The organism is Arachnia propionica (assembly GCF_900637725.1).
In the GTDB taxonomy this organism is placed as follows: domain Bacteria; phylum Actinomycetota; class Actinomycetes; order Propionibacteriales; family Propionibacteriaceae; genus Arachnia; species Arachnia propionica.
This window is the reverse complement of the sequence record NZ_LR134406.1, coordinates 3,012,243-3,031,498: the sequence shown is the minus strand read 5'-3', so window position 1 is coordinate 3,031,498 and position 19,256 is coordinate 3,012,243. Positions and strand designations below refer to the sequence as shown.

General features: G+C 65.4%; 16 protein-coding genes. 10 read left to right on the top strand and 6 right to left on the bottom strand.

What is annotated here, in order from left to right; genetic code table 11:
- Nucleotides 1–18 precede the first annotated feature (18 nt).
- The 5 genes from EL272_RS13515 (at nt 19) to EL272_RS13495 (ending at nt 5,401) form a co-directional block, all read left to right on the top strand.
- A complete protein-coding gene (locus EL272_RS13515) occupies nt 19–1,200 on the top strand; it encodes an ROK family transcriptional regulator (RefSeq protein WP_014847777.1) in 1,182 nt (393 codons plus the stop codon).
- Between the two features lie 75 nt (nt 1,201–1,275).
- Nucleotides 1,276–2,316: a Gfo/Idh/MocA family protein gene (locus EL272_RS13510; RefSeq protein ID WP_061787632.1), complete on the top strand. Its 1,041-nt coding sequence runs from the start codon at nt 1,276–1,278 to the stop codon at nt 2,314–2,316.
- A gap of 38 nt (nt 2,317–2,354) precedes the next feature.
- Complete coding sequence (locus tag EL272_RS13505; RefSeq protein WP_061787633.1) at nt 2,355–3,590, top strand: hypothetical protein; 1,236 nt, start codon at nt 2,355–2,357, stop codon at nt 3,588–3,590.
- 19 nt (nt 3,591–3,609) lie between these two features.
- On the top strand, nt 3,610–4,560 hold the full coding sequence (locus EL272_RS13500) for an ROK family protein (RefSeq protein ID WP_051015079.1): 951 nt from the start codon (nt 3,610–3,612) through the stop codon (nt 4,558–4,560).
- Between the two features lie 34 nt (nt 4,561–4,594).
- On the top strand, nt 4,595–5,401 hold the full coding sequence (locus EL272_RS13495) for a PIG-L deacetylase family protein (RefSeq protein WP_073970033.1): 807 nt from the start codon (nt 4,595–4,597) through the stop codon (nt 5,399–5,401).
- A gap of 21 nt (nt 5,402–5,422) precedes the next feature.
- On the opposite strand, the gene dcd is transcribed toward EL272_RS13495, so the two are convergent.
- Nucleotides 5,423–5,998 (bottom strand): dCTP deaminase, encoded by a 576-nt coding sequence (dcd, locus tag EL272_RS13490; RefSeq protein ID WP_014847774.1) that lies wholly within the window; start codon nt 5,996–5,998, stop codon nt 5,423–5,425.
- A 200-nt stretch (nt 5,999–6,198) separates the two neighbouring features.
- Here dcd and EL272_RS13485 point away from each other — a divergent pair, with 200 nt between their 5' ends.
- Genes EL272_RS13485 through EL272_RS13475 form a run of 3 tightly spaced genes read left to right on the top strand, consistent with a single transcriptional unit; the run spans nt 6,199 to nt 9,840 of the window.
- Nucleotides 6,199–7,377 carry an AAA family ATPase gene (locus tag EL272_RS13485; protein WP_061787635.1) on the top strand — a complete coding sequence of 393 codons (1,179 nt, stop codon included), beginning with the start codon at nt 6,199–6,201 and terminating at the stop codon, nt 7,375–7,377.
- 11 nt (nt 7,378–7,388) lie between these two features.
- A complete protein-coding gene (locus EL272_RS13480; protein WP_014847772.1) occupies nt 7,389–7,940 on the top strand; it encodes a DUF4276 family protein in 552 nt (183 codons plus the stop codon).
- Nucleotides 7,941–7,959: 19 nt separating this feature from the next.
- A complete protein-coding gene (locus EL272_RS13475) occupies nt 7,960–9,840 on the top strand; it encodes an ABC transporter ATP-binding protein (RefSeq protein ID WP_244926087.1) in 1,881 nt (626 codons plus the stop codon).
- Nucleotides 9,841–9,853: 13 nt separating this feature from the next.
- On the opposite strand, the gene EL272_RS13470 is transcribed toward EL272_RS13475, so the two are convergent.
- Complete coding sequence (locus tag EL272_RS13470; protein WP_061787637.1) at nt 9,854–10,360, bottom strand: GNAT family N-acetyltransferase; 507 nt, start codon at nt 10,358–10,360, stop codon at nt 9,854–9,856.
- 863 nt (nt 10,361–11,223) lie between these two features.
- Between EL272_RS13470 and EL272_RS13465 the strand changes: the two genes are divergently transcribed.
- The gene (locus EL272_RS13465) at nt 11,224–12,981 is read left to right on the top strand and encodes an ABC transporter ATP-binding protein (RefSeq protein ID WP_051015077.1); all 1,758 of its coding nucleotides are present in this window, start codon (nt 11,224–11,226) and stop codon (nt 12,979–12,981) included.
- Nucleotides 12,982–13,097: 116 nt separating this feature from the next.
- Here EL272_RS13465 and EL272_RS16105 read toward each other — a convergent pair whose 3' ends face one another.
- Nucleotides 13,098–13,502, bottom strand: a complete 405-nt coding sequence (locus EL272_RS16105; RefSeq protein WP_082793833.1) for an RloB family protein — start codon at nt 13,500–13,502, stop codon at nt 13,098–13,100.
- Nucleotides 13,499–14,860 (bottom strand): AAA family ATPase, encoded by a 1,362-nt coding sequence (locus EL272_RS13455; protein WP_061787639.1) that lies wholly within the window; start codon nt 14,858–14,860, stop codon nt 13,499–13,501. The genes EL272_RS16105 and EL272_RS13455 overlap by 4 nt, the downstream gene beginning before the upstream one ends.
- Nucleotides 14,861–15,004: 144 nt before the next feature.
- Here EL272_RS13455 and EL272_RS13450 point away from each other — a divergent pair, with 144 nt between their 5' ends.
- Complete coding sequence (locus EL272_RS13450) at nt 15,005–15,733, top strand: 4'-phosphopantetheinyl transferase family protein (RefSeq protein WP_082793835.1); 729 nt, start codon at nt 15,005–15,007, stop codon at nt 15,731–15,733.
- Nucleotides 15,734–15,743: 10 nt separating this feature from the next.
- On the opposite strand, the gene EL272_RS13445 is transcribed toward EL272_RS13450, so the two are convergent.
- Both EL272_RS13445 and EL272_RS13440 read right to left on the bottom strand, forming a co-directional pair.
- Nucleotides 15,744–17,483, bottom strand: coding sequence for an ABC transporter ATP-binding protein (locus EL272_RS13445; RefSeq protein WP_014847764.1), 1,740 nt, complete (start codon nt 17,481–17,483; stop codon nt 15,744–15,746).
- Entirely contained in the window at nt 17,476–19,242 is a 1,767-nt protein-coding gene (locus EL272_RS13440) for an ABC transporter ATP-binding protein (RefSeq protein WP_061787641.1), read from the bottom strand. The genes EL272_RS13445 and EL272_RS13440 overlap by 8 nt, the downstream gene beginning before the upstream one ends.
- Between the last annotated feature and the right edge of the window lie 14 nt (nt 19,243–19,256).

Genomic DNA, 19,256 nt, shown 5'->3' with positions numbered 1-19,256 from the left:
ACTGTGGAGAGGATTGACATGCCAACGGCCAGCGATCGGCTGATGGGCAAGGGCCCCAAACTCATCCGCGAGATGAACCAGCGTGTCCTGTTCGACTCGCTACTGAGCCAGGGCCCGTCGACCCGTCCCGAGTTGGCACGCGCTTCCGGACTCTCGCAGCCCACCGTAATCGCGGCGCTCAACGAACTCGTGGATGCGCGGCTCGTCGTCCCGCTGGGCAACGACGCCCGCGACACGGGAAGGCCCGCCAAGCTCTACCAGGTGAATCCTGCAGCCGCGTCGGTCATCGCCGTCGACATCGGCCGCGTCTGGGTTCGCGTGGCGGTGGTGGACATCGCGGGCGACGAGCTCTACCGCCACGATGTGCGCAACGTGGCCAGGAGTGCGACCGCGCTGGTGGAGCTGATCTCCGCGGAGGTCTCCCAGGCGAAGGCGAAGCTGCTGCTGGATCCAGGGAGGACCTATGCGGTCATCGGTTCCCCGGGTGTTTTCGCCCCGAAACGCGGCGTGGTGGACTACGCGGATCAGTTACCGGGCTGGCATCGCCCCAAGTTGATCAATATGCTCAACGACGAGCTCGGCGCGCAGTTGCAGATCGAGAACGACGTCAACCTGGCCGCGCTCGCCGAGTCGATCCACGGTCAGGCCAGGCGCCACGAATCCTTTGCTTATTTCCATATCGGAACCGGCGCCGGCCTGGCCACCATCCTCAACGGGAAGCTGCACCGTGGTTTCCACGGGGCCGCCGGTGAACTCGCCTATCTGCTCACCGCCACGGGGGTCGACGGGAGGGCGCGCGTGCTGGAGGATGTCGTTTCGGCGCGCGCCCTCACGGCCTCGGCCCGGGAACTGGGGTTGGTGAACCCCACGCCGAAGGCCGTCCTGCAGCTGGCCGCGGCGGGGGATCCGACGGCCCGGCAGGTCATGGACCGGTTCGTGGAGGGCATCTCGGCGGCGGTGATCGCCATCAACGCCGTCCTCGACCCCGAGTGTGTGGTCCTGGGTGGCGGCATCGGGATCCGCCTCCAGGACTACGTCGCCGAGATCAGCGGCGCGGTGACCCGGCGCAGCCCGTTCCACGTCGATCTCGAAGTCGCGACGCTGCGCACCGACGCCACGCTGCGCGGGGCCGTCGACATGGGCTTGGAGACCGCGCGCAACGCGATGTTCCGGCTGGGGGTCCCGGACGATCTGGGTTGACAAACTCCGAGTATTAATTAATACTCCTCAGAAACACGGTCCCCGCAGGGCCGAGAAGCGATCTGAGGTGAACTCGTGACTTCCATCAAATTCGCAATCATCGGGCTCGACCACTGGTACTCGGCGGTGCCGCTCGCGCGGGGGCTGAGCAGGCACCCGCAGACCGATCTGCCGCTCATCGTCGACGGCGATCCCGGGAGGGGCAGGGCCCTCGCCAGCGACCTGGGGGCGGAGTTCTCCACGTCCCTCGACGATGCGCTGCAGGATCCCGGGATCGATGCCATCGGGGCCTTTTTCAGCGTCGAGCAGAACCCCGGGATCTGCATCAGGGCGGCGGAGGCCGGAAAACACATCGTCTCCATCAAGCCGCTGGCGCGTACCCTGGAGGAGGCGAGCGCCATCGTGCGGGCGGTGGAACGGGCCGGCGTGCAGTTCATCCCGGCGGAATCGCGGTCGCGGATGACGGATCAGAACCAGCGGCTCTTCGAGATCGTCCGTTCCGGCGAGCTGGGCAGGATCGTCTCGGCCAACTTCGTGCTGTGCGGTGTGCTGCCGAAGGCGTGGGAGGATTCCGAGTCGCACGGCTGGTGGGTCGAGGAGGACAAGGCGCCCGGAGGTGGCTGGATCGACCACGCGATCTACCAGATCGACCGGCTGCGCTGGCTGCTGGGAGCGGAACCGGTCGATGTCATCGGGCACGTCGCGAACCTGCGGTACCCGCAGCTGCCCGTCGAGGACTACGGCCACGCCATCTTCACCTTCTCCGACGGCGTGGTCGCCACCATGGAGAACACCTGGACCGGAGCGGACGGGGCGTGGCGGATCACCACCACCCTCAACGGGACCGAGGGGTCGCTGGCGATCGACACCATCGACGCACACATCTCGGTGCTGCGTCCCGACGCCGGGGCCTCTCCCTCATGGGAACGGCTCGAACCGCTGGACGACGACTCCGACCTGATCCAGCCCCTCGTCGACCGGATCCGTGGAGAGAACAACTCGCTGGGCACCGTCCATGACGCCTGGCGCAACCTTGCCGCCGCCCGCGCCTTCTACGACGCGGCCGCATCCGGTACGAGGCGACCTGTACCGGTGCTGGCGAGCAGGAACACCTGAAAAACAAAACCATCCGAGAGAAAAAGTGAGGGGCTCCAATGAAGCACGCCCTGCGAATCCTCGTCGCCGCCTTGAGCATGTCCTTGGCCATGCCCACCCCCGCCGTCGCCGCCTCCGAGGAGGAGACGGTCAGCAACGCCTATCTGCACCTCGATGAGGCGATGGACGAATGGGCCTCGCCGCCGGCCCTTCGCGTGCCGTCGAGTTACCACGGGGGTGTCCTGGACTTCTGGGACAACTCCGTCACCTACGACAACGCGCTGGTGATCATCGCCTACGCCAACCGGAAGGACAACGCCGATTCCCTCGACCGGGCGAGAACCATGGGTGACGCCCTGCTGCAGATGCAGGAGAAGGACCCCATCGGCGACGGGCGCTTGAGAAACGCCTACGGACCCGAGCACCTCTTCGACGCCAACGGCGTGCCGAACATCCAGACCTGGGGATCGGCGTCCGGCAACCAGGCCTGGGCCGGAATGGCGCTGGCCCATCTCGCGCACGTCACCAAGGACGCGAAGTACCGCGACGGCGCGCTGCGCATCGGGGAATGGCTGCTGCGGGAGACCAAGGACACCCGTGGGCGTGGTGGCTTCACCGGTGGCTACAGGTCCGACGGAACGAAGATCGAGTGGAAGTCGACCGAACACAACATCGACATGGTGGGTCTGTTCGGGATGCTCCATCAGCTGACCAAAGATCACAAGTGGCGTCGCGCCCGCAAACACGCCCGCAAATTCGTCAAGAGCATGTGGGACAAGGAGGAAGGACGCTTCCACATCGGGACGAAACCCGACGGGGTCACCATCAACCGGGACGAGTACATTCCCGAGGACGTGCAGTCCTGGGGTTATCTCGCCCTCCGATCGGACCGCTACCGCCAGGCACTGGACTGGAACATCGCCCACCTCGAGGTGACCGACAACTCCAATCCCTCCCAGCCGGTCGTCGGTGTGCGGTTCGCCTTGCAGATCAATCCGGATTATGAGTATAAAAACGACAACACGGTCTGGCTGGAGGGCACCGCCCACATGGCCCTGGCGCTGCGGGTGAGCGGCAAGAAGAAGCACAAGAAGCGGGCCAAAGTGTATCTGGACAACATCCACAAGGAGCAGTTGTCCGGGCCGAATGCGGACGGCAAGGGAATCCAGGCCAACTCGAGGGAAGGCTTCTCCGGTGGCGATGACAAGAACCACACGAGCCTGCACACCGGCACCACCGCCTGGTACATCATGGCCAAGCAGGAACTGAACCCGTTCCACCTCGCCAAGAACTGAACCGGGGCGCGATCCTGTCATGACCAACATCACGGAGCCGGGCCGGATTCCGGAGAGCCGTAAGCAGTTCCACGCGCCATCCGCCCTGGCCATCGACATCGGTGGCACAAAAACCGCATTCGCGTGGGTGGGGGCGGACGGGGGCATCATTGATTCGTTCCGGGTGCCCACACCCGCTCCGGAGACGGCGCGCGACGAGGCGCTGCAACAGTTGCGGGGTCACGTGCGGCGGGTCCGGGGGTGGCACACCCGGTTCGGCGCCTGCATCGTGGTGCGTCCGGGGTTGATGAGCTACGACGTCGTCGAACTCTCCCCGAACACCCCCGCCTGGGAGGACGCCGCCCTGGCGCAGCTCGTGCGCGACGAACTCGGCGAGGTGCACATCCGTTTCGAGAACGACGTGCGCGCGGCAACCTACGGCGAGATGGTGGCCGGGAGGTTGCGGGACGTCGATCCCGGCCTGTACGTCAACCTCGGCACCGGGGTGGCCGCCGCGCTGGTGGTGAACGGCCGCATCGTCGTAGGGGCGCACGGGGCCGCGGGCGAGATCGGCTACATGAAACCGAGCCCGGTGGCCGATGCGGTCAGGGGCGACGGCGTGCCGCCAGCGCCGTTGGAGGAACTGCTCGGGGGGCCGGCGCTGGGCAGGCGGGCCTCGAAGATGCTGGGGCGGGCCGTGAGCCCACGGGAGTTGTTCGCAGCGAGGGACCCGGTCTCAGTCGCGTTCGTGGGCGAGACGGCGGCGCTCATCTCGACGATGCTCGGGAATCTCTGCACGCTGCTGGATCCGCAACGCATCGTCTTCGGCGGTGGGCTGGCCCGCTCCTTCGACCGGTGGGCACCCGTCGTCCGGTCCCACATGGCTGCCAGCTTCCCCTACATCCCCGAGCTGGTCGTCTCCCAGCACGTCGCCGACGGGTCGCTCTTCGGCGCCGCCATGCTGTGTAGTGCAGATTTACCGCAACGGTGACGCCCCGGCGCACCCGACCGACAGGATCACATCCATGACAGATGTCCGAGTACTCATGTTCGGCGCCCACCCCGATGACTGCGAGTTCGAATCTTCCGGGCTGGCCGCGCTCGTCACCCGGGCCGGTGGGGTGGTGCGGTTCGTCTCCGCCACCGACGGTTCCAGCGGCCATCACGAGATGACCGGCCCGGAACTGGTGGAACGCCGTCGCGCGGAGGCCCGGGCCGGCTCGGCAGCGGTTGGGGCGACGGTGACCAACCTCGGGTTCACCGACGGCTGGTTGTTCCCCGACCGGGCGCTGCGCGAGGCGGTGATCACAGCCATCCGGTCCTTCGGGCCGCACGTCGTGGTGTCTCCCAGGCCGTCCGACTACCACCCGGACCACCGGGCCATCGCGACGGCGGTGCAGGACGCAGGGTATCTCCTCATGGTGCCGGGCATCGTCCCCGAAGCGCCGGTGCCGGAAACCCGGCCGGTCATCCTGCACACCCACGACCCGTTCACCGACCCGAGGCCGTTCCGTCCCGACGTCGTGTTCGACATTGACGCGGTGCTGGAACGGAAACTGGACGCCATCATGGCCCACGAGAGCCAGGTCCGCGAATGGCTGCCGCACATCAACGGATTCGCGGCCGAGGTTCCCGACGGGGAACCCGCACGCACCGAGTTCCTTCGCCGGCGGGAGCGGGAGAAGATCAACCGAATCGCGGTCAAGTTCGCGGATGAACTGAAGCGACGCCACGGACGTGTTCCCTCGGCTGCGGAGGCCTACGAGATCTCCGAGTACGGCGCCCCCGCGGATGCCGGCCGCGTCCACGAACTGCTCGGCATCCTCCCCTAGGTCGTTCCCGGCTGCGGAGCTCTAAACCTTCGTGCGGTGGAAGTTCAGGTGGGAACGCGACGGGGTGGGGCCCCGCTGGCCCTGGTAGCGGGAACCGTACTCCTTCGAGCCGTACGGGTGCCGGGCCTCGGAGGAGAGCCGGAAGAAACACAGCTGACCGATCTTCATGCCCGGCCACAGTTTCACGGGCAGCGTGGCCATGTTCGACAGTTCCAGGGTCACGTGCCCGGAGAAACCCGGGTCGATGAAACCTGCGGTGGAGTGGGTCAGCAACCCCAGCCGGCCCAGCGACGACTTGCCCTCCAGGCGGGCCGCCACCGTCGCGGGCAGACTCACCTGCTCCCATGTCGAACCGAGCACGAACTCACCCGGGTGCAGCACGAAGGCCTCCTCGTCGCCGACCTCGATCAGCCGGGTCAGTTCGGGCTGCTCCTCGGCGGGGTCGATGTGCGGGTAGCGGTGGTTCTCGAACACCCGGAAGAACCGGTCGAGACGCACATCGATGCTCGACGGCTGGAGCATCGCGGGATCCCACGGCTCCAAGGCGATCCGCCCCTCGGTCACCTCGGCCAGGATGTCTCGGTCGCTCAAAAGCATGCACTGAGCCTAATGGTTACGGGGCCGGGGCCGGGGGATGCCGACCAATGGCCAGCCCGGTGTCGTAGCTGGTTCGGTGCTCCTCTCAAGACACGTTCCGGCGCGGTTTTCACCATCCGCCGGGACAACCGGCGCGGCTACCCTGCGACGCCTCATCCGCTGGCACCCCCTCGGACAGGCCGCGGGATAACCTTGGATTCATGTCCCCGGATACCATGTTTCGGCTGCACCGCCTCCGGCTCAAGAACTATCGCAGCATCAAGATCTGCAACCTGTCTCTGGGGCCTCTGACGTTGCTGGTCGGTCCGAACGGGTCCGGAAAGTCCAATGTGCTCGACGCCCTCAGGTTCACCAGTCAGGCGCTCGGCGAAAACTTGGACAATGCGCTCAGGGAACGCGGCGGCATCGCCGAGGTGCGGCGCCGTTCAACGGGGCATCCGACGCACTTCACCATTGCCATGACCTTCGTGATGGGCGCAGGACGGCAGGCAGGCGAGTACGAGTTCGAGATCGGGGCGGCAAAAGGCGGTGAATATCGCGTTTCCCGGGAGATGTGTCGCATTCGTTCCGGCGAATTCGGTTCGGAGGACCGGTTCTTCGAGACGCGCGCCGGGCAGCTGATGAGCAGTTCCGAGGAACGACTGCCCAGGATCTTCCCGGACCGGCTTCTGCTGGTGGCGCTCTCCGGGCAGGAACCGTTCAGGCAGCTCTTCGACGGGCTCGCGTCCATGGGGGTGTTCAGCCCCGCCCCCGAGGCCATGCGGGTCGTCCAGAAACCCGACCCCGGCGACCTGCTCCGCCGGGACGCGTCGAACATCGCGTCGGTGATCGAACGGCTCAGACGCACCGATCTGCCCGCCAAGGCCAGGATCGAGGAGTACCTGTCCTACATCGTGCCCGGGGTGAAGGCGATTCAGCGCGTCGGTGTGGCCAACTGGGAAACCCTGGAGTTCCAGCAGGAGGTGCAGGGAGCCGCCAACCCTTGGTCCTTCCAGGCGTCCTCGATGAGTGATGGAACGTTGCGGGCCCTGGGGGTGTTGGTGGCGTTGTTCGCGGGAACGGGGGAGGTGATGAGCCCGGTCGGGATCGAGGAACCGGAATCCGCCCTGCACCCGGCGGCATCGGGTCTGCTTCTCGACGCGATCCGCGACGCGAGCCAGCGAAGACAGATCCTTGTCACGAGCCACAGCCCCGACCTGCTCGACTCGCCGTCCATCACTGTCGATGAATTGCTAGCGGTGCGTTCGGTCTCGGGAACCACTGTCGTGGATCGGCCTGACGCGGCGGCGCAGGTAGCGCTGAAGGAATCCCTCTTCACCGCGGGTGAGCTTGTTCGTGCGGATCAGCTCCAGCCGGAAATCGGTGGCGTCGCATGGTGAGAATTGCTTCCGTGGTGGAGGGCCACGGCGAGGTGGAGGCCCTCCCGGTGCTGATCCGCCGCATCTGTGAGGAGCAGGGTGAATACGGGCACGAGGTCGGGAAACCTCACAGGATCCATCGACCAGAGATGCACACGCCGAAGGTTCTAGCGGCTGTTCGGATCCAGCGGGCGCGGGTGGGGGAGAGCGGAATCGTCGTTGTGCTGTACGACGCGGACGACGACGAGTGGGAGGCGGCAAAAAAGAGCACTCAGGAGCAGCTGGGGCAGGAACGGGCCGTCATCGCCGTCGCGGTGCGGGAATATGAGGCATGGTTCCTGGCGGCCCTTGAATCTCTCGGTGAAAGTCGGGCGATCAAACAGGGCGCTCGCTTCGATGCCGATCCCGAGCAGCCCCGCAACGCTAAGAAACAGCTCGAACTGCACATGACCGAGTCATACCGGGAGACGCTGCACCAGCCGAAGTTTTCAGCACTCATGGATCTTGATCTGTTGCGTCGCAGGAGCCCTTCTTATGGCCGTTTTGAGGACGACTTGGCCGCGGCATTGAAATTGAGTCGGTGAAGAGGTCTACCCTCTTCGCATGAGACCTCTGGACGGACTTGGCGTGAGCCGTGGTGAGGGGGCCATGTTGAGTCCCCTCGCCCGCGACCACTCAGTGCTGCAACACCACTTCCCCCGCGGCACGGCCCGCCGGGTGCTTGCACAGGCGAGGCCTTTCAAGGGGTGGTTCATAGTTTTCGCGGTTGCTGTGCTGGGAGGCAGCGCCACCACCGTGATCCCGATGCTGCTGTTCCAGCGCATCATCGACGACGGGGTACTCGCGGGAAACACGGGTCTCGTGGTGCAACTGGCGCTGGTGGTCGCCGGGTTGGCGCTGGTCGGCATGGGACTGGGGTTGCTGGAACGCTGGTGCTCGGCGCGGATCGGGGAGGGCCTGACCCACCGGCTGCGATGCCAGCTATTCGACCGCGTGAACAGCATGCCGCTGGCCTTTTTCACCCGCTCCAGCACGGGCAGGCTCGTCTCCCGCATCGTCGGGGACGTCGCGGGTGCGCAGCAGGCGTTCACGTCGACGTTCTCGCAGGCCCTCAGCAACGCCACCACCCTGCTGCTCGTCCTGGGTTCGATGCTGTTGCTGTCGTGGCAGCTGACCCTGGCGGCCCTGGTGCTGCTGCCCGTGTTCCTGGTGCCCGCGAAACTGGTGGCGCGGCGCACGGCCCGCCTGGCGCGCCTGAGGATGGACCATCAGGCGCAGCTGACCGAGATCATGACCGAGCGTTTCACCGTCTCCGGGGCGATGCTGGTGAAACTGTTCGGAAACCCGCGCCGCGAGTCCCGGATGTTCGAGGCCCAGGCCGGGCAGCTGGCCCGCGACGGGGTGCAGATGGCGATGACGGTGCGCATCTTCCTGTCCACCCTGACCCTGGCGGGGGCATTGGCCACCGCCGTGTTCTACGGCCTGGGTGGCAACGCGGTCATCGGGGGGCAGCTCAGCCTCGGTACCCTGACCGCCATGGTGGCGCTCCTGGCGCGCCTCTACGGGCCCTTGACGCAGCTGAGCAACCTGCGGATCGACCTGATGACCGCCATGGTCAGTTTCGAACGGGTCTTCGAGGTGCTCGACCTCAAACCCTCCATCTACGACGCCCACGACTCGATCAACGTACCGGGTCCGCCGAGCATCGAGTTCGACAAGGTGTGGTTCACCTACCCCACGGCCTCGGAGGTGTCGCTGCCGTCCCTCACATCGGAGGCCGAGAGGGAACAGAAACGCGGCGGCAAGGTGCTGAGCGAGATCAGCTTCTACGTCGAACCCGGGCAGACGGTGGCGCTGGTCGGGCCGTCCGGGGCGGGAAAGACCACCATCACCCACCTGGTGGCGCGCCTCTACGAGGTCGAGTACGGGGCGGTGCGTGTCGGCGGCGCCGACGTGCGGGGGCTGAAACAGGCGAGCCTGCGCAACACCGTCGGATACGTCACCCAGGACGCGCACCTGTTCCACGACACCATCCGCGCCAACCTCCAGTACGCCATGCCGAAGGCCGAGGAGCAGCAGCTGTGGGAGGCCCTTGAGGGGGCGCAGCTGGCCGACCTGGTGCGCGGCCTCCCCGATGGGCTCGACACCGTGGTGGGGGAGCGGGGCTACCGGCTCAGCGGCGGGGAGCGGCAGCGGCTGGCGATCGCCCGGTTGCTGCTGAAGTCGCCGCCCGTGATCATCCTCGACGAGGCCACCGCGCACCTCGACTCCACATCCGAACGTCTCGTCCAGCAGGCCTTGGACGTCGCGCGGCAGGGCCGCACCGCGATCGTGGTCGCCCACCGGCTGTCGACGGTGCGTTCCGCGGACCTGATCCTGGTGCTCGAGAACGGCCGGATCACCGAACGCGGCACCCACGACGAACTCTTGGCCGCCGACGGCGCCTACGCCAGGCTGTACCAGCACCAGTTCGACGCCTCCTAGGGTTCCAGCGTCATCACGCCCGGTGGGTGCTCCCGGCCAGCTCGTGGAGCACCTCCACGTGGCCGTCGTCGCCGGTTTCCTCCCCGGCCGGGCGGAACCCTACCTTGGCCAGCACCCGCAGGCTCGCGGCGTTGCCGGCGCGGACTCGTGTCGAGACCACGTCGAGGCCGAGGCCGTCGAACGCCCACCCGCACACGAGCCGGAGCGCGCGGGTCGCGATCCCGCGTCCCCGATGGGCCGGGTGCACGAAATAGGAGACGTTCCAGCGGTTATCGTGGAGTTTCAGGTCGGCTCCTCCCGCGAACCCGGCCGGGACGCGGATCGCCCACGTGAAGGAACCGGGCTCCGCGTTGTTCGCGACCCGCTCCAGATGGGCCCGGCAACGTTCCACACCCGGCCGGCACGGCCACCCGAACCAGCGGGCGCATTCGTCGTCCTGCGCATCCGACCAGTCGTCGGCGTCACCCACGTCCGGTGCCTCGAGCACGAGGTCGTCCGCGACCAGCCGGGGAGTCCTCATGGCGCCCAGCCTATAACCCGATGTGTGTCATTGGAGTGCTGCACGTTTCGTGGGCGGTGACGAAAAACAGGTTCAATCGAACACATGAGGTACGAGTCTGTGTCGTGAGACGTGTTCACGGCCATCACCAAACGTGCTCCGGCTAGGGGTTTCGCCGGCCGATACACCGCCTGAGAATAAACCTCCTGGTGTCGATGGGCCAACAAAACCGGTGGGGCGCAATGGTGTTGCAACCGAGTCTCTCGGGGACGGTGCCCCGGCTCATGCTCCTTGGAGAGTCTGGTGGGGTGTCACGCCTGTCCGAAGGTCCGCACCACCGTGCCGGTGGCCGATCTGGTGAGGTGTTCCGATCCGGCCTTGTCCACAAAACGCCCTGAAGAATTGGCGGTGCGGAACTGTTGGCCGGCCAAGGGTGTGACGATTCTTTCATTCAGTATTCGGGGAGTGCGAAGGCGCCCCTGAGCCGTCTGCACCAATCACCATGAACAAGTATGGTAGCCGCTGCTTCGGCGGGAGGATCCAGTGGCTGTCACGTGCAACGTCGCAGCAGATGTCATTAAACGCCACATGCAGGAAGAAACTAGTCAACCGAAAAATTCTAGCGCACCAGAAGAAAAGCGATCAAGGGTATGGTTTCGTGGATTGAAGCCTGCTACAATCAAAGCGGGTTTCAACTCGGTGATTGGGCGTCGCACTCCGAGCGGAATCCATCAAGGCAAGAGAAGTGAAACGAGGTGGCAGTCTAAACCATAATCCAAGGTTTTGCCGCCATTCACAAACCTGTAGCAGCCCAACCGAAGCCAAGGGCTCCGTGCCGGGTGTACTGGGAAGATCGGAGATGAGTGTTGAATAACTGGATTCGAGTGCTGCGGCTCATTTGGTCGACGGGACGCGGCGGCGTCCTCGGCATACTTGTCTCGACCACGATCGACGCCCTAGTGCCCGCAGCCCAAGTTGTGCTTCTGGGACTTACGGTCAATGCCGTCCTCAATGCTGCGGACGCCGCAGACCTCTTGATCTACCCATTGCTATTTGGGCTCGTTGCGTGTTTTGGCCTGATTCTCACCACCTTGCAGAGCTATTGGCAGGCCTCACTTGAGCAGAAGGTGTCGAATACCTTCAACCTGAAGCTGATGGAGAAGTCAGGGGAACTGAGTCTTCCGGATTTTGAGAATCCCAAAGTGTATAACATGCTTCAGCTCGCTACGCGTGAGGCGACCAGCCGCCCCTACCAGCTGTTCTCGCAATTGGTGGCCACCGTGTCGGGTGGCATTTCGCTGGTGACGGTCACCGGAATTGTTGTCACTTGGAATCCGTTGGTCGCGTTGCTGATCCTCCTGTCACCCGTACTGCCTGTGCTGGTGAATCAACTTTTCGTGAAGCGGCTTTGGCAAGTGGAGCGCAACCGTTCTGAGGAAAGGCGTCGAGGGCAGTATCTTCTTGCGCTTGTGACAAACGACAAGACATATAAAGAGACACGCCTGTTCGGCCTGGTCCCGCATTTTATCAACGCCTACCGGCAGATGCTCGGGCGGTTCTATTCCGTTGATATGGAAATTGAGCGCAAGCGTGGTGTGGCGGGCATCCTCTCAGGACTCCTAGGTGTTATCGTCACGGCCGTAGCAATCTTCTTCGCGATATCTGACTCACTTGCGGCGGGCGACGTAGGCCGCCTTGCTGCTTATATCAGCGCGATATCGGCAGTCACTGCTGCTGCGCAGATGCTCATTGGAGGTTTTGGGCAGCTCTTCGAGCACACACTCTTCCTTGGCAACCTGTTTGACTTCCTGGACCTCTCGCCTGCCCAGAAACAAAGCACCGATTCGCCGAGGCCGGCTTTGAGGGGTGGCGAGATGGTGGAGCCCCAAGAAATTGTTTTCGATGATGTAACTTTCCGGTACCCCGGCCAGGAAGATGCTGCGTTGCTGAACTTCTCTGCCACCTTCTCTCCGGGTCGAACGGTCGCGCTCGTTGGCGAGAATGGAGCGGGGAAATCCACGATCGTGAAGCTGCTCACGCGCCTTTACGAGCCGACGTCTGGTCGCATTCTCTTGGGTGGCGTCGACATTCAGGAGATTGAGCTGGATGTCTATCGCGACCAGTTGGCAGTGTTGTTTCAGGACTTCATTCAGTATGAAGCCTCTCTTCGTCAGAACATTGGCTTTGGGTGTCTAGGGAGATTGGAGGACGGTGAAGGAATCTTGTCCGCGGCCAGGCGTGCCCGACTCATGGACGTAGTTGAAGATCTACCGCATGGGATTGATACGCAGCTTGGAAAATGGTTTAGCGAGGGCCGTCAGCTGTCGGGGGGCGAATGGCAGCGCGTGGCACTGGCAAGAGCTCTTTTCCGTGGTGCTCCAATCATTGTTCTCGACGAGCCGACGGCCTCGCTTGACGTGCAGGCCGAAGAGGCGGTATTTGAACAGATGAATGCAGAGGAAACGAGAGCCACAAAAATTCTCATCTCGCATCGCTTCTCGACGGTCCGTATGGCTGATGAAATCTTGGTGATCAGTGAGGGCAAACTCATCGAACGCGGTACACACAGCTCCTTGGTCACGGCTGGCGGTGTCTACGCAAAGATGTATGCGATCCAGGCGAAGGGCTACCTGGATGGGTAGACCTCCAGCTTCGGCTGGACCGTTGTGGGTTTTATGGACGGTGACAAAAACTTGGAACATGGAGGCTTATTCACAGGCGGCGCGTCGGCCAGTGGATCTCTTGGTCAGAGCACGTTTTATGATGGCTGTGAATAAGCCCCTCCGGGGCTGTTCCGGAGAATCGATTCCAGCAGGGAGGGCAGGGCGCTGGAGGAGTTCCGTCCGATCTCGTTTACATCGACCGGAGTGCGTGAGGCCCGACGCTTCGCCTCAGGGTGCTTGGTGTAAGGAAAGGCCGGAGGGATGGATTTGCCCAAGCCGTGACGTCTGGCGGCGTGCTGGATCTCGCTGCTGGAGCCCTCCCGTGTCCAGTCCTCGAAGTGCCAGAGGAGCCAGACCTCGAAACAGGGGTTGGACACGGCGGCTGAGAAGTTCTCCTGCCGTTTTCCCTCGGTCACCACCAAGAGCCTGCGGCTTTCTCGCCGGGTGCCGGTCCGCCGGTTCAGTGACCTCGCCGGTCGGCGTTCTTGTCGTCTGCTCATATCGGCAGTTGCTCCTGGACGCCGACGAGGTGCCGAACCTGGGTCGGGGCGATGCGCGGGACCGCTCCGTAGCGTCCCGACAGGTAGCGGCGGGCGTGGTTCTGTTCGGCCCGGGTGGGGAACTCGTCGAGGCTGAAGAGGTCGCTGACCCCCTGCGCGTCCTTCTGGGTGAACCAGACCTGCTCGGGGGTGAGCCGCTCTGGGTTCACATTGTCGATGAAGTGTGTGTCGTGCGTGGTGAAAACGAGCTGGGCGCCGTGGGGGTTGATGTCCGGGTCGGTGAACATGGAGACCAGCACCTGCGCCAGCTGCGGATGGAGACTTGCGTCGAGTTCGTCGATGCACAGCACCCCGCCGCTGCGGAGCCTTGCCAGGGCCGGGACCGCCAGGCCGAGCCACGTGAGGGTTCCCGCGCTCTCGGCGTTCAGATCCAGGGGATAGGCCCCGTCGATCCCGAGGTGGTGGAATCTCAGGGCGCGACGAAGCTGGATGATCAACTCCTCGAACTGGCTGGCCTCCAGGACCAGGCGGGTGGGACCGTGAGGTGTGTCATCCTCCGGGGCCTCGGGCTGCGTCGCGTCGGTGGCCGGGCCGAGGTTCATCAGGAATTCCTTGAAGTGTTCGGGAAGTTCCCGTTCGCTCACCTCCGCATCGCAGATCCCGACGTCGGCCACGCGCAGCAACGTGACGAGATCGTCCGATTTGAAACGCCCCTCGGCCAGCTCGGTCGTGAGTTGTCGAAGACGTTCCTCCCGTGCCTGCTCGGAGTAGAACACGAACTCGAAACCCTCGATGATCTCGCTGGCCAGCCGCTGGAGCTGCTCGTGTTTTGCGGTGAAGGCGCGGGACAGCACCAGCTCCCGGGGGCCGGTGATCCGGTTCAGGAGCGCGGTGCCACCGCGCAGTCTGCGTCCCACCTCGATGTCGCCGCCGTGTCGGTCGAAGAGCATCGTGGGTTTCGACGTCCAGTAGCCCCGGAGCCACTCCTCGGTGACTTCGTGCTCGGTGAGGCTGAAACCGTACTCGTAGCGGACGTCGTCGACGACGAAATCCAGGACGAAGGTCGAGGGCCGGTTGGTGGCCCCGGCGTCCAGCAGGAAGGGCCTTCGCGGCAGTTTCGGGTCCCCCGCCCACGTGGTCGCCGAGTTCCGCACCGTCGAGGTGAAAAAACGCATCCCGTGCAGCAGCGCGCTCTTGCCGGAGGCGTTCGGACCGTAGACCGCGGCCACCCGGCTGACGTGGTGCAGCCAGCGTGAGTCGCGCGGCACCTGGGACTTCAGGGTGTGTGAGACGAGGTTGAGGGTGGCTTCATCCCTGAAGCTGGCGTGGTTCGACAGGCTGAACTGGAGCAGCAACATGCAGCAATTATGCATTATTTCCTGCCGTATGTGTCGTTTTCCGTCCAAATGGCGGATTTTGATGCTCCCATATGGTTCCGTGCGGGTCTTCCGTGCGGGTCGCGGACGACGTGTGCTGGGGGCGGGGTCCGCTAGCGTGGTCGCATGGCCGTTCTCCCTCCCGTCGCCGAGTTGAGGCGACGCCTGGGTGTGGACGGAGACCGTGGTGAACTGCCGGGATTGCCGGGTGTGCGATGTCTTCCGGGGCCGGGATCAGCGGTGGTGCTGCTCGCCGACACTGCGGCCGGGGCGGTGTGGGCTCCTCGTCGGGACGGCGTGCTCTCGCGCGACGAGATGGAACGGGCGGCACGGTTCGTGTTCCCCCGGCTCGGGGAGGCGTGGGCCGGGGCGCACGTGCTGCTGCGCGAGGTGCTGGGGCGTGCGACACTCACGTCCGCGGCTCATGTGCGGATCCGCACCGGCGAGTCCGGGAAGCCGTCGGTCGACGGGGTCGAGTTCTCGCTGTCCCACACGGGCTCCGTCGTGCTGATCGGGCTCGGTGATCTTCCGCTCGGGGTGGACGTGGAGAAGGTCCCGGAGGAGCGGGCCGTGCAGCAGGTCGGTTCGAGTTTTCACCCGCGGGAGGCAGCCGAGCTGCTCGGTCTTCCCGCCGATGAACGCCCCGGGGCGTTTGCGCGCGTCTGGGTGCGCAAGGAGGCCCTGCTCAAGGCCATCGGAACCGGGCTGTCGCGCGGCATTTCCCGCGACTACGTGGGCACCGGAACGGTCCCGGGAACCCCCGTTTCGGGGCTGCGCATCCACGACGTGGCGCTCCCGGGGTTGCCCGGTCACCGCGCGGCGCTGTGCACCACGGCGGCCGCGGCCGTCCCGTAGCGACGGGTACTCAACGGACCCGCCAACGAGCGGTCTGCTCGAAATCGGCCAGCAGCGAGGCGAAAACCCCGTTCCCGGCGGCCAGGTCACCCGGGCTGCCCTCTTCCACCACCCGCGTCGGTGTGCCGTTCTCGCGACCCGAGAGCACGTGGATGTGATCGGCCTGCATCACCGTCGACAGGCGGTGGGCGATGACGATGACCGTCCGGCCCCGCGACAACTCGCCCAGGGTCGCGGTGATAGCGGCCTCGTTCTCGGCGTCCAGGGCCGAGGTGATCTCGTCCAGCAGCAGGATCGGCGCGTCCTTGAGGAAGGCACGGGCGATCGAGACGCGCTGCCGTTCACCGCCGGACAGTTTCTGGCCGCCCTCCCCGACCTGCGTGCCGGCGCCGTCCGGCAGCCGGGCAATCGTCTGGTCGAGCCCGGCCCGGCGGAGCGCGTCGGCCACCTCGGCGTCGGTCGCGTCGGGACGGGAGATCCGGACGTTCTCGGTGATGGTGGTGTTGAAGAGGTAGACATCCTGGAAGACCATGGAGGTCATCTCCATCAGCTTCGTGGTCGGGATGTCCCGCACGTCGACACCGCCGATGGTGATCGAGCCCCCGTCGACATCCCAGAACCGTGCGGCCAAGCGGGTGACGGTCGACTTGCCGCAGCCCGACGGCCCGATCAACGCGGTGATCTCGTTCTCCCGGGCGGTCAGCGACAGACCGGAGAACACCGGCTGGTCCGCGACATAACCGAAACGGACGTCGTTGAACCGGATCGTGGTGCCCTGCGGAACCTTCGGGTCTTCAGGTTCGGGCAGCGGCGCAGAATCGACGATCGCACCGATGGCATCCAGACTGACGACCGACTTCTGGATTTCGGCCGCGTACAGCACCGACTGGGAAATCGGGGTCGTGAAACGGGCCGCCATCAGGCCGATGGCCAGGTAACCCGGCACGTCGAGCCGCCCACCCAGCGCCAGCGCCAACCCGGTGCCCAGGACCGCGGCGAAGAACACCTGCCCCAGGATCCCGAACGCCGCCGAGGGCCGTGACTGCGCCGCCATCAATCCTTTCACCGTGGCGTGCTCGTCGTGCAGCGCTTTTTTGAGGGGTTCCCAGCTCGTCCCGTTGAGTCCCTGGGCGCGCAGCACCGGCTGCAACCGGACCTGCTCGATGATGCGGTGCGCGGTCTCGGCGCTCACCTTCGGGGTGAGCTCCTGCTCGTGGCGGATCAGTGGCATCGCCCAGCGCCACAGCCCCCACACGACCGGGGTCACGACGACCATCACCAGACCCAGGCGCCAGTCGTGGATCAGCGTGACCACGACGGCGGTGGCGGGGGTGACCAAGGAGGAGATGAGCTGCGGGAAGACAATGGAGGCCAGGTGCGAAAGGGCATCGGTTTCGCGGGTGACCGCGGCGGAGACCCGGCCCGTGGCCCCGGAGTCGAACCAGCCCAGCGGCAGCCTGGAGACCCGCTGTCCGATCTTCGCGATCACGTTGCCGCAAACGTCGTAGGCGGAGATCCTGTTGGCGGCGATCATCGTCACGGACATCGTGGCGAAGGAGACCACCCCCAGGGCGATCAGCAACCAGAACGCCCCGGTGGCGCTGGACGGATCGTCCGAGAGAAACCCGCGCAGGAACCAGATCAATGCGCCGAAAGCCAGGCCCTGCAGCACCGCGGCGACGGTGTAGCCGAGGATCAGGGTGTAGACGGTCTGCGGGCGGTCGAGGTATTTCCGGAAACGCTCAAGCATCCCGGCCTCCTGTCATCGTGTTCTGCTGGGCGGCCCAGAGCCGGGCGTAGTGCCCGTCCCGGGAGATCAGTTCGTCGTGCGAACCGCATTCCGTGATCCGGCCCTCGTCGATGACCGCGATCTGGTCGGCGGTCCGGATGGTCGAGAGCCGGTGGGCGATCATCACCACGGTGCGGCCCTCGGCGAGCCCCGAAATGGCCCGCTGGATCTCCAGCTCGGAGTGGGCGTCAGCCTGGGCTGTGGCCTCGTCGAGGATCAGGATCCGTGGGGCGGACAGGAAGGCCCGGGCGATGCCCAGCCGCTGCTCCTCGCCGCCGGACAGGAACCCGTCGCCCGTCCCCAGCATCGTGTCGTAGCCGTTGGGCAGGGCCGTGATCCGGTCGTGGACATGAGCCTTCCGGGCGGCCTCGACGACCTGCTCGCGAGTGGCCTCCGGTTTGCCGAGCGCGATGTTGTTCGCGATGGTGTCGGAGGCGATCATGGCGTCCTGGAAGACCAACGCCATGGAACCCATCAGTTGCTCATCCGTCTGCTCACGGACGTCGGCGCCGCCGATCCGGATCGCGCCGGAGTCGACGTCCCAGAACCGGGCGATCAGCTTCGCCAGGGTGGACTTACCACCCCCGGACGGACCGACCAGGGCGGTCACGGTGCCCGGCCGGCAGGTCAGCGTCACGCCCTTCACGACGGGATTGTCGGGTTCGTATCCGAAGGTGATGTCGTCGACCTCGATGAGCGACGGATCGGCGGTCAGCGCGGCCCGGGTGGTGGGGGTCGCGAGCTCCGGGGTGCCCAGGATCTCCAAGGTGGAGTTGGCGGCCTGCTTGGCCGCGTAGATGTGCTGGAAGATCTGGACCAGGCCGGTCAGGCCCTCCGGGATCCCCACCCACACCAGGGCGAAGGCCACCACGGTGATCGGGGTGACCCAACCCAGGTGGAAGAACCAGAAACCCAACCCGATGGTCAGGGCCAGCATCGCGGCCGGCTGCATGACGGCCGCCATGATCGCCATGCTGACCCCGGATCTGCGCATCCAGTTCATGGTCACGTCGGCGTGGTTGCGGGCCGCGGCGTCGAACCGGCCGAAGACGTCCGCGGTCATGCCGAAGTTCTTCACCTCCTTGATGCCGTCAACCATCTCGACCGTCACCGCGGACAGTTCCCGCTGGGCGGCGGAGTACTCGTCGAAGGACTGCTTCATGCCCTTCGTGGCGGGCAGCGTAGACATGCCCAGCAACAGCAGCCAGGCCAGTATCAGCAGCCCCGCGAAACGGGCGTCGAGCCACAGCAGGTAACCGAACCCGGCGACGACGGTCCCGGCCGAGTTCATCATGTCGCCGGCCAGATGGGCCACCAAGGTGTGGATCTGTTCCGTGTCGCCGATGACGGCGCGGTTGATCTGCCCCGAGGAACGGTCGTTGACCCAACCCAGCGGGACGCGAGGAAGCTTGTTCACCAGCTTCAACCGCAGCTCGTTGCGGAGGTTCGCCTCGGCGATGTGGGTGGCCCCCAGGGCCCCGGTGTAGGCGATCCCGTGGATGACCATGGACACCACGGCGGCCGTGAACCAGCCCCAGTGGTGCGCGGCGGATGCGCCGTTGAGGAATCCGCGCCCGATCTCGACGAGCGCGATGTAGGGGACGATCTTCAGCGCCGCCCCGATGAAAGCGACCACGCCCCCCAAGAACATCGCCGTGTGTGCGGATCTGATCAGTTCCCAGACGCTCGTCGGGGTCTGTCGCGGAACGGTGGCGACCATGTTTCCTTCCTTGA

Coding starts and splice junctions, on each gene's coding strand:
- EL272_RS13515 (WP_014847777.1), top strand. CDS start 19: ATGCCAACGGCCAGCGATCGGCTGATGGGCAAGGGCCCCAAACTCATC.
- EL272_RS13505 (WP_061787633.1), top strand. CDS start 2,355: ATGAAGCACGCCCTGCGAATCCTCGTCGCCGCCTTGAGCATGTCCTTG.
- EL272_RS13500 (WP_051015079.1), top strand. CDS start 3,610: ATGACCAACATCACGGAGCCGGGCCGGATTCCGGAGAGCCGTAAGCAG.
- EL272_RS13495 (WP_073970033.1), top strand. CDS start 4,595: ATGACAGATGTCCGAGTACTCATGTTCGGCGCCCACCCCGATGACTGC.
- dcd (WP_014847774.1), bottom strand. CDS start 5,998: ATGCTTTTGAGCGACCGAGACATCCTGGCCGAGGTGACCGAGGGGCGG.
- EL272_RS13485 (WP_061787635.1), top strand. CDS start 6,199: ATGTCCCCGGATACCATGTTTCGGCTGCACCGCCTCCGGCTCAAGAAC.
- EL272_RS13475 (WP_244926087.1), top strand. CDS start 7,960: ATGAGACCTCTGGACGGACTTGGCGTGAGCCGTGGTGAGGGGGCCATG.
- EL272_RS13470 (WP_061787637.1), bottom strand. CDS start 10,360: ATGAGGACTCCCCGGCTGGTCGCGGACGACCTCGTGCTCGAGGCACCG.
- EL272_RS16105 (WP_082793833.1), bottom strand. CDS start 13,502: ATGAGCAGACGACAAGAACGCCGACCGGCGAGGTCACTGAACCGGCGG.
- EL272_RS13455 (WP_061787639.1), bottom strand. CDS start 14,860: ATGTTGCTGCTCCAGTTCAGCCTGTCGAACCACGCCAGCTTCAGGGAT.
- EL272_RS13450 (WP_082793835.1), top strand. CDS start 15,005: ATGGCCGTTCTCCCTCCCGTCGCCGAGTTGAGGCGACGCCTGGGTGTG.
- EL272_RS13445 (WP_014847764.1), bottom strand. CDS start 17,483: ATGCTTGAGCGTTTCCGGAAATACCTCGACCGCCCGCAGACCGTCTAC.
- EL272_RS13440 (WP_061787641.1), bottom strand. CDS start 19,242: ATGGTCGCCACCGTTCCGCGACAGACCCCGACGAGCGTCTGGGAACTG.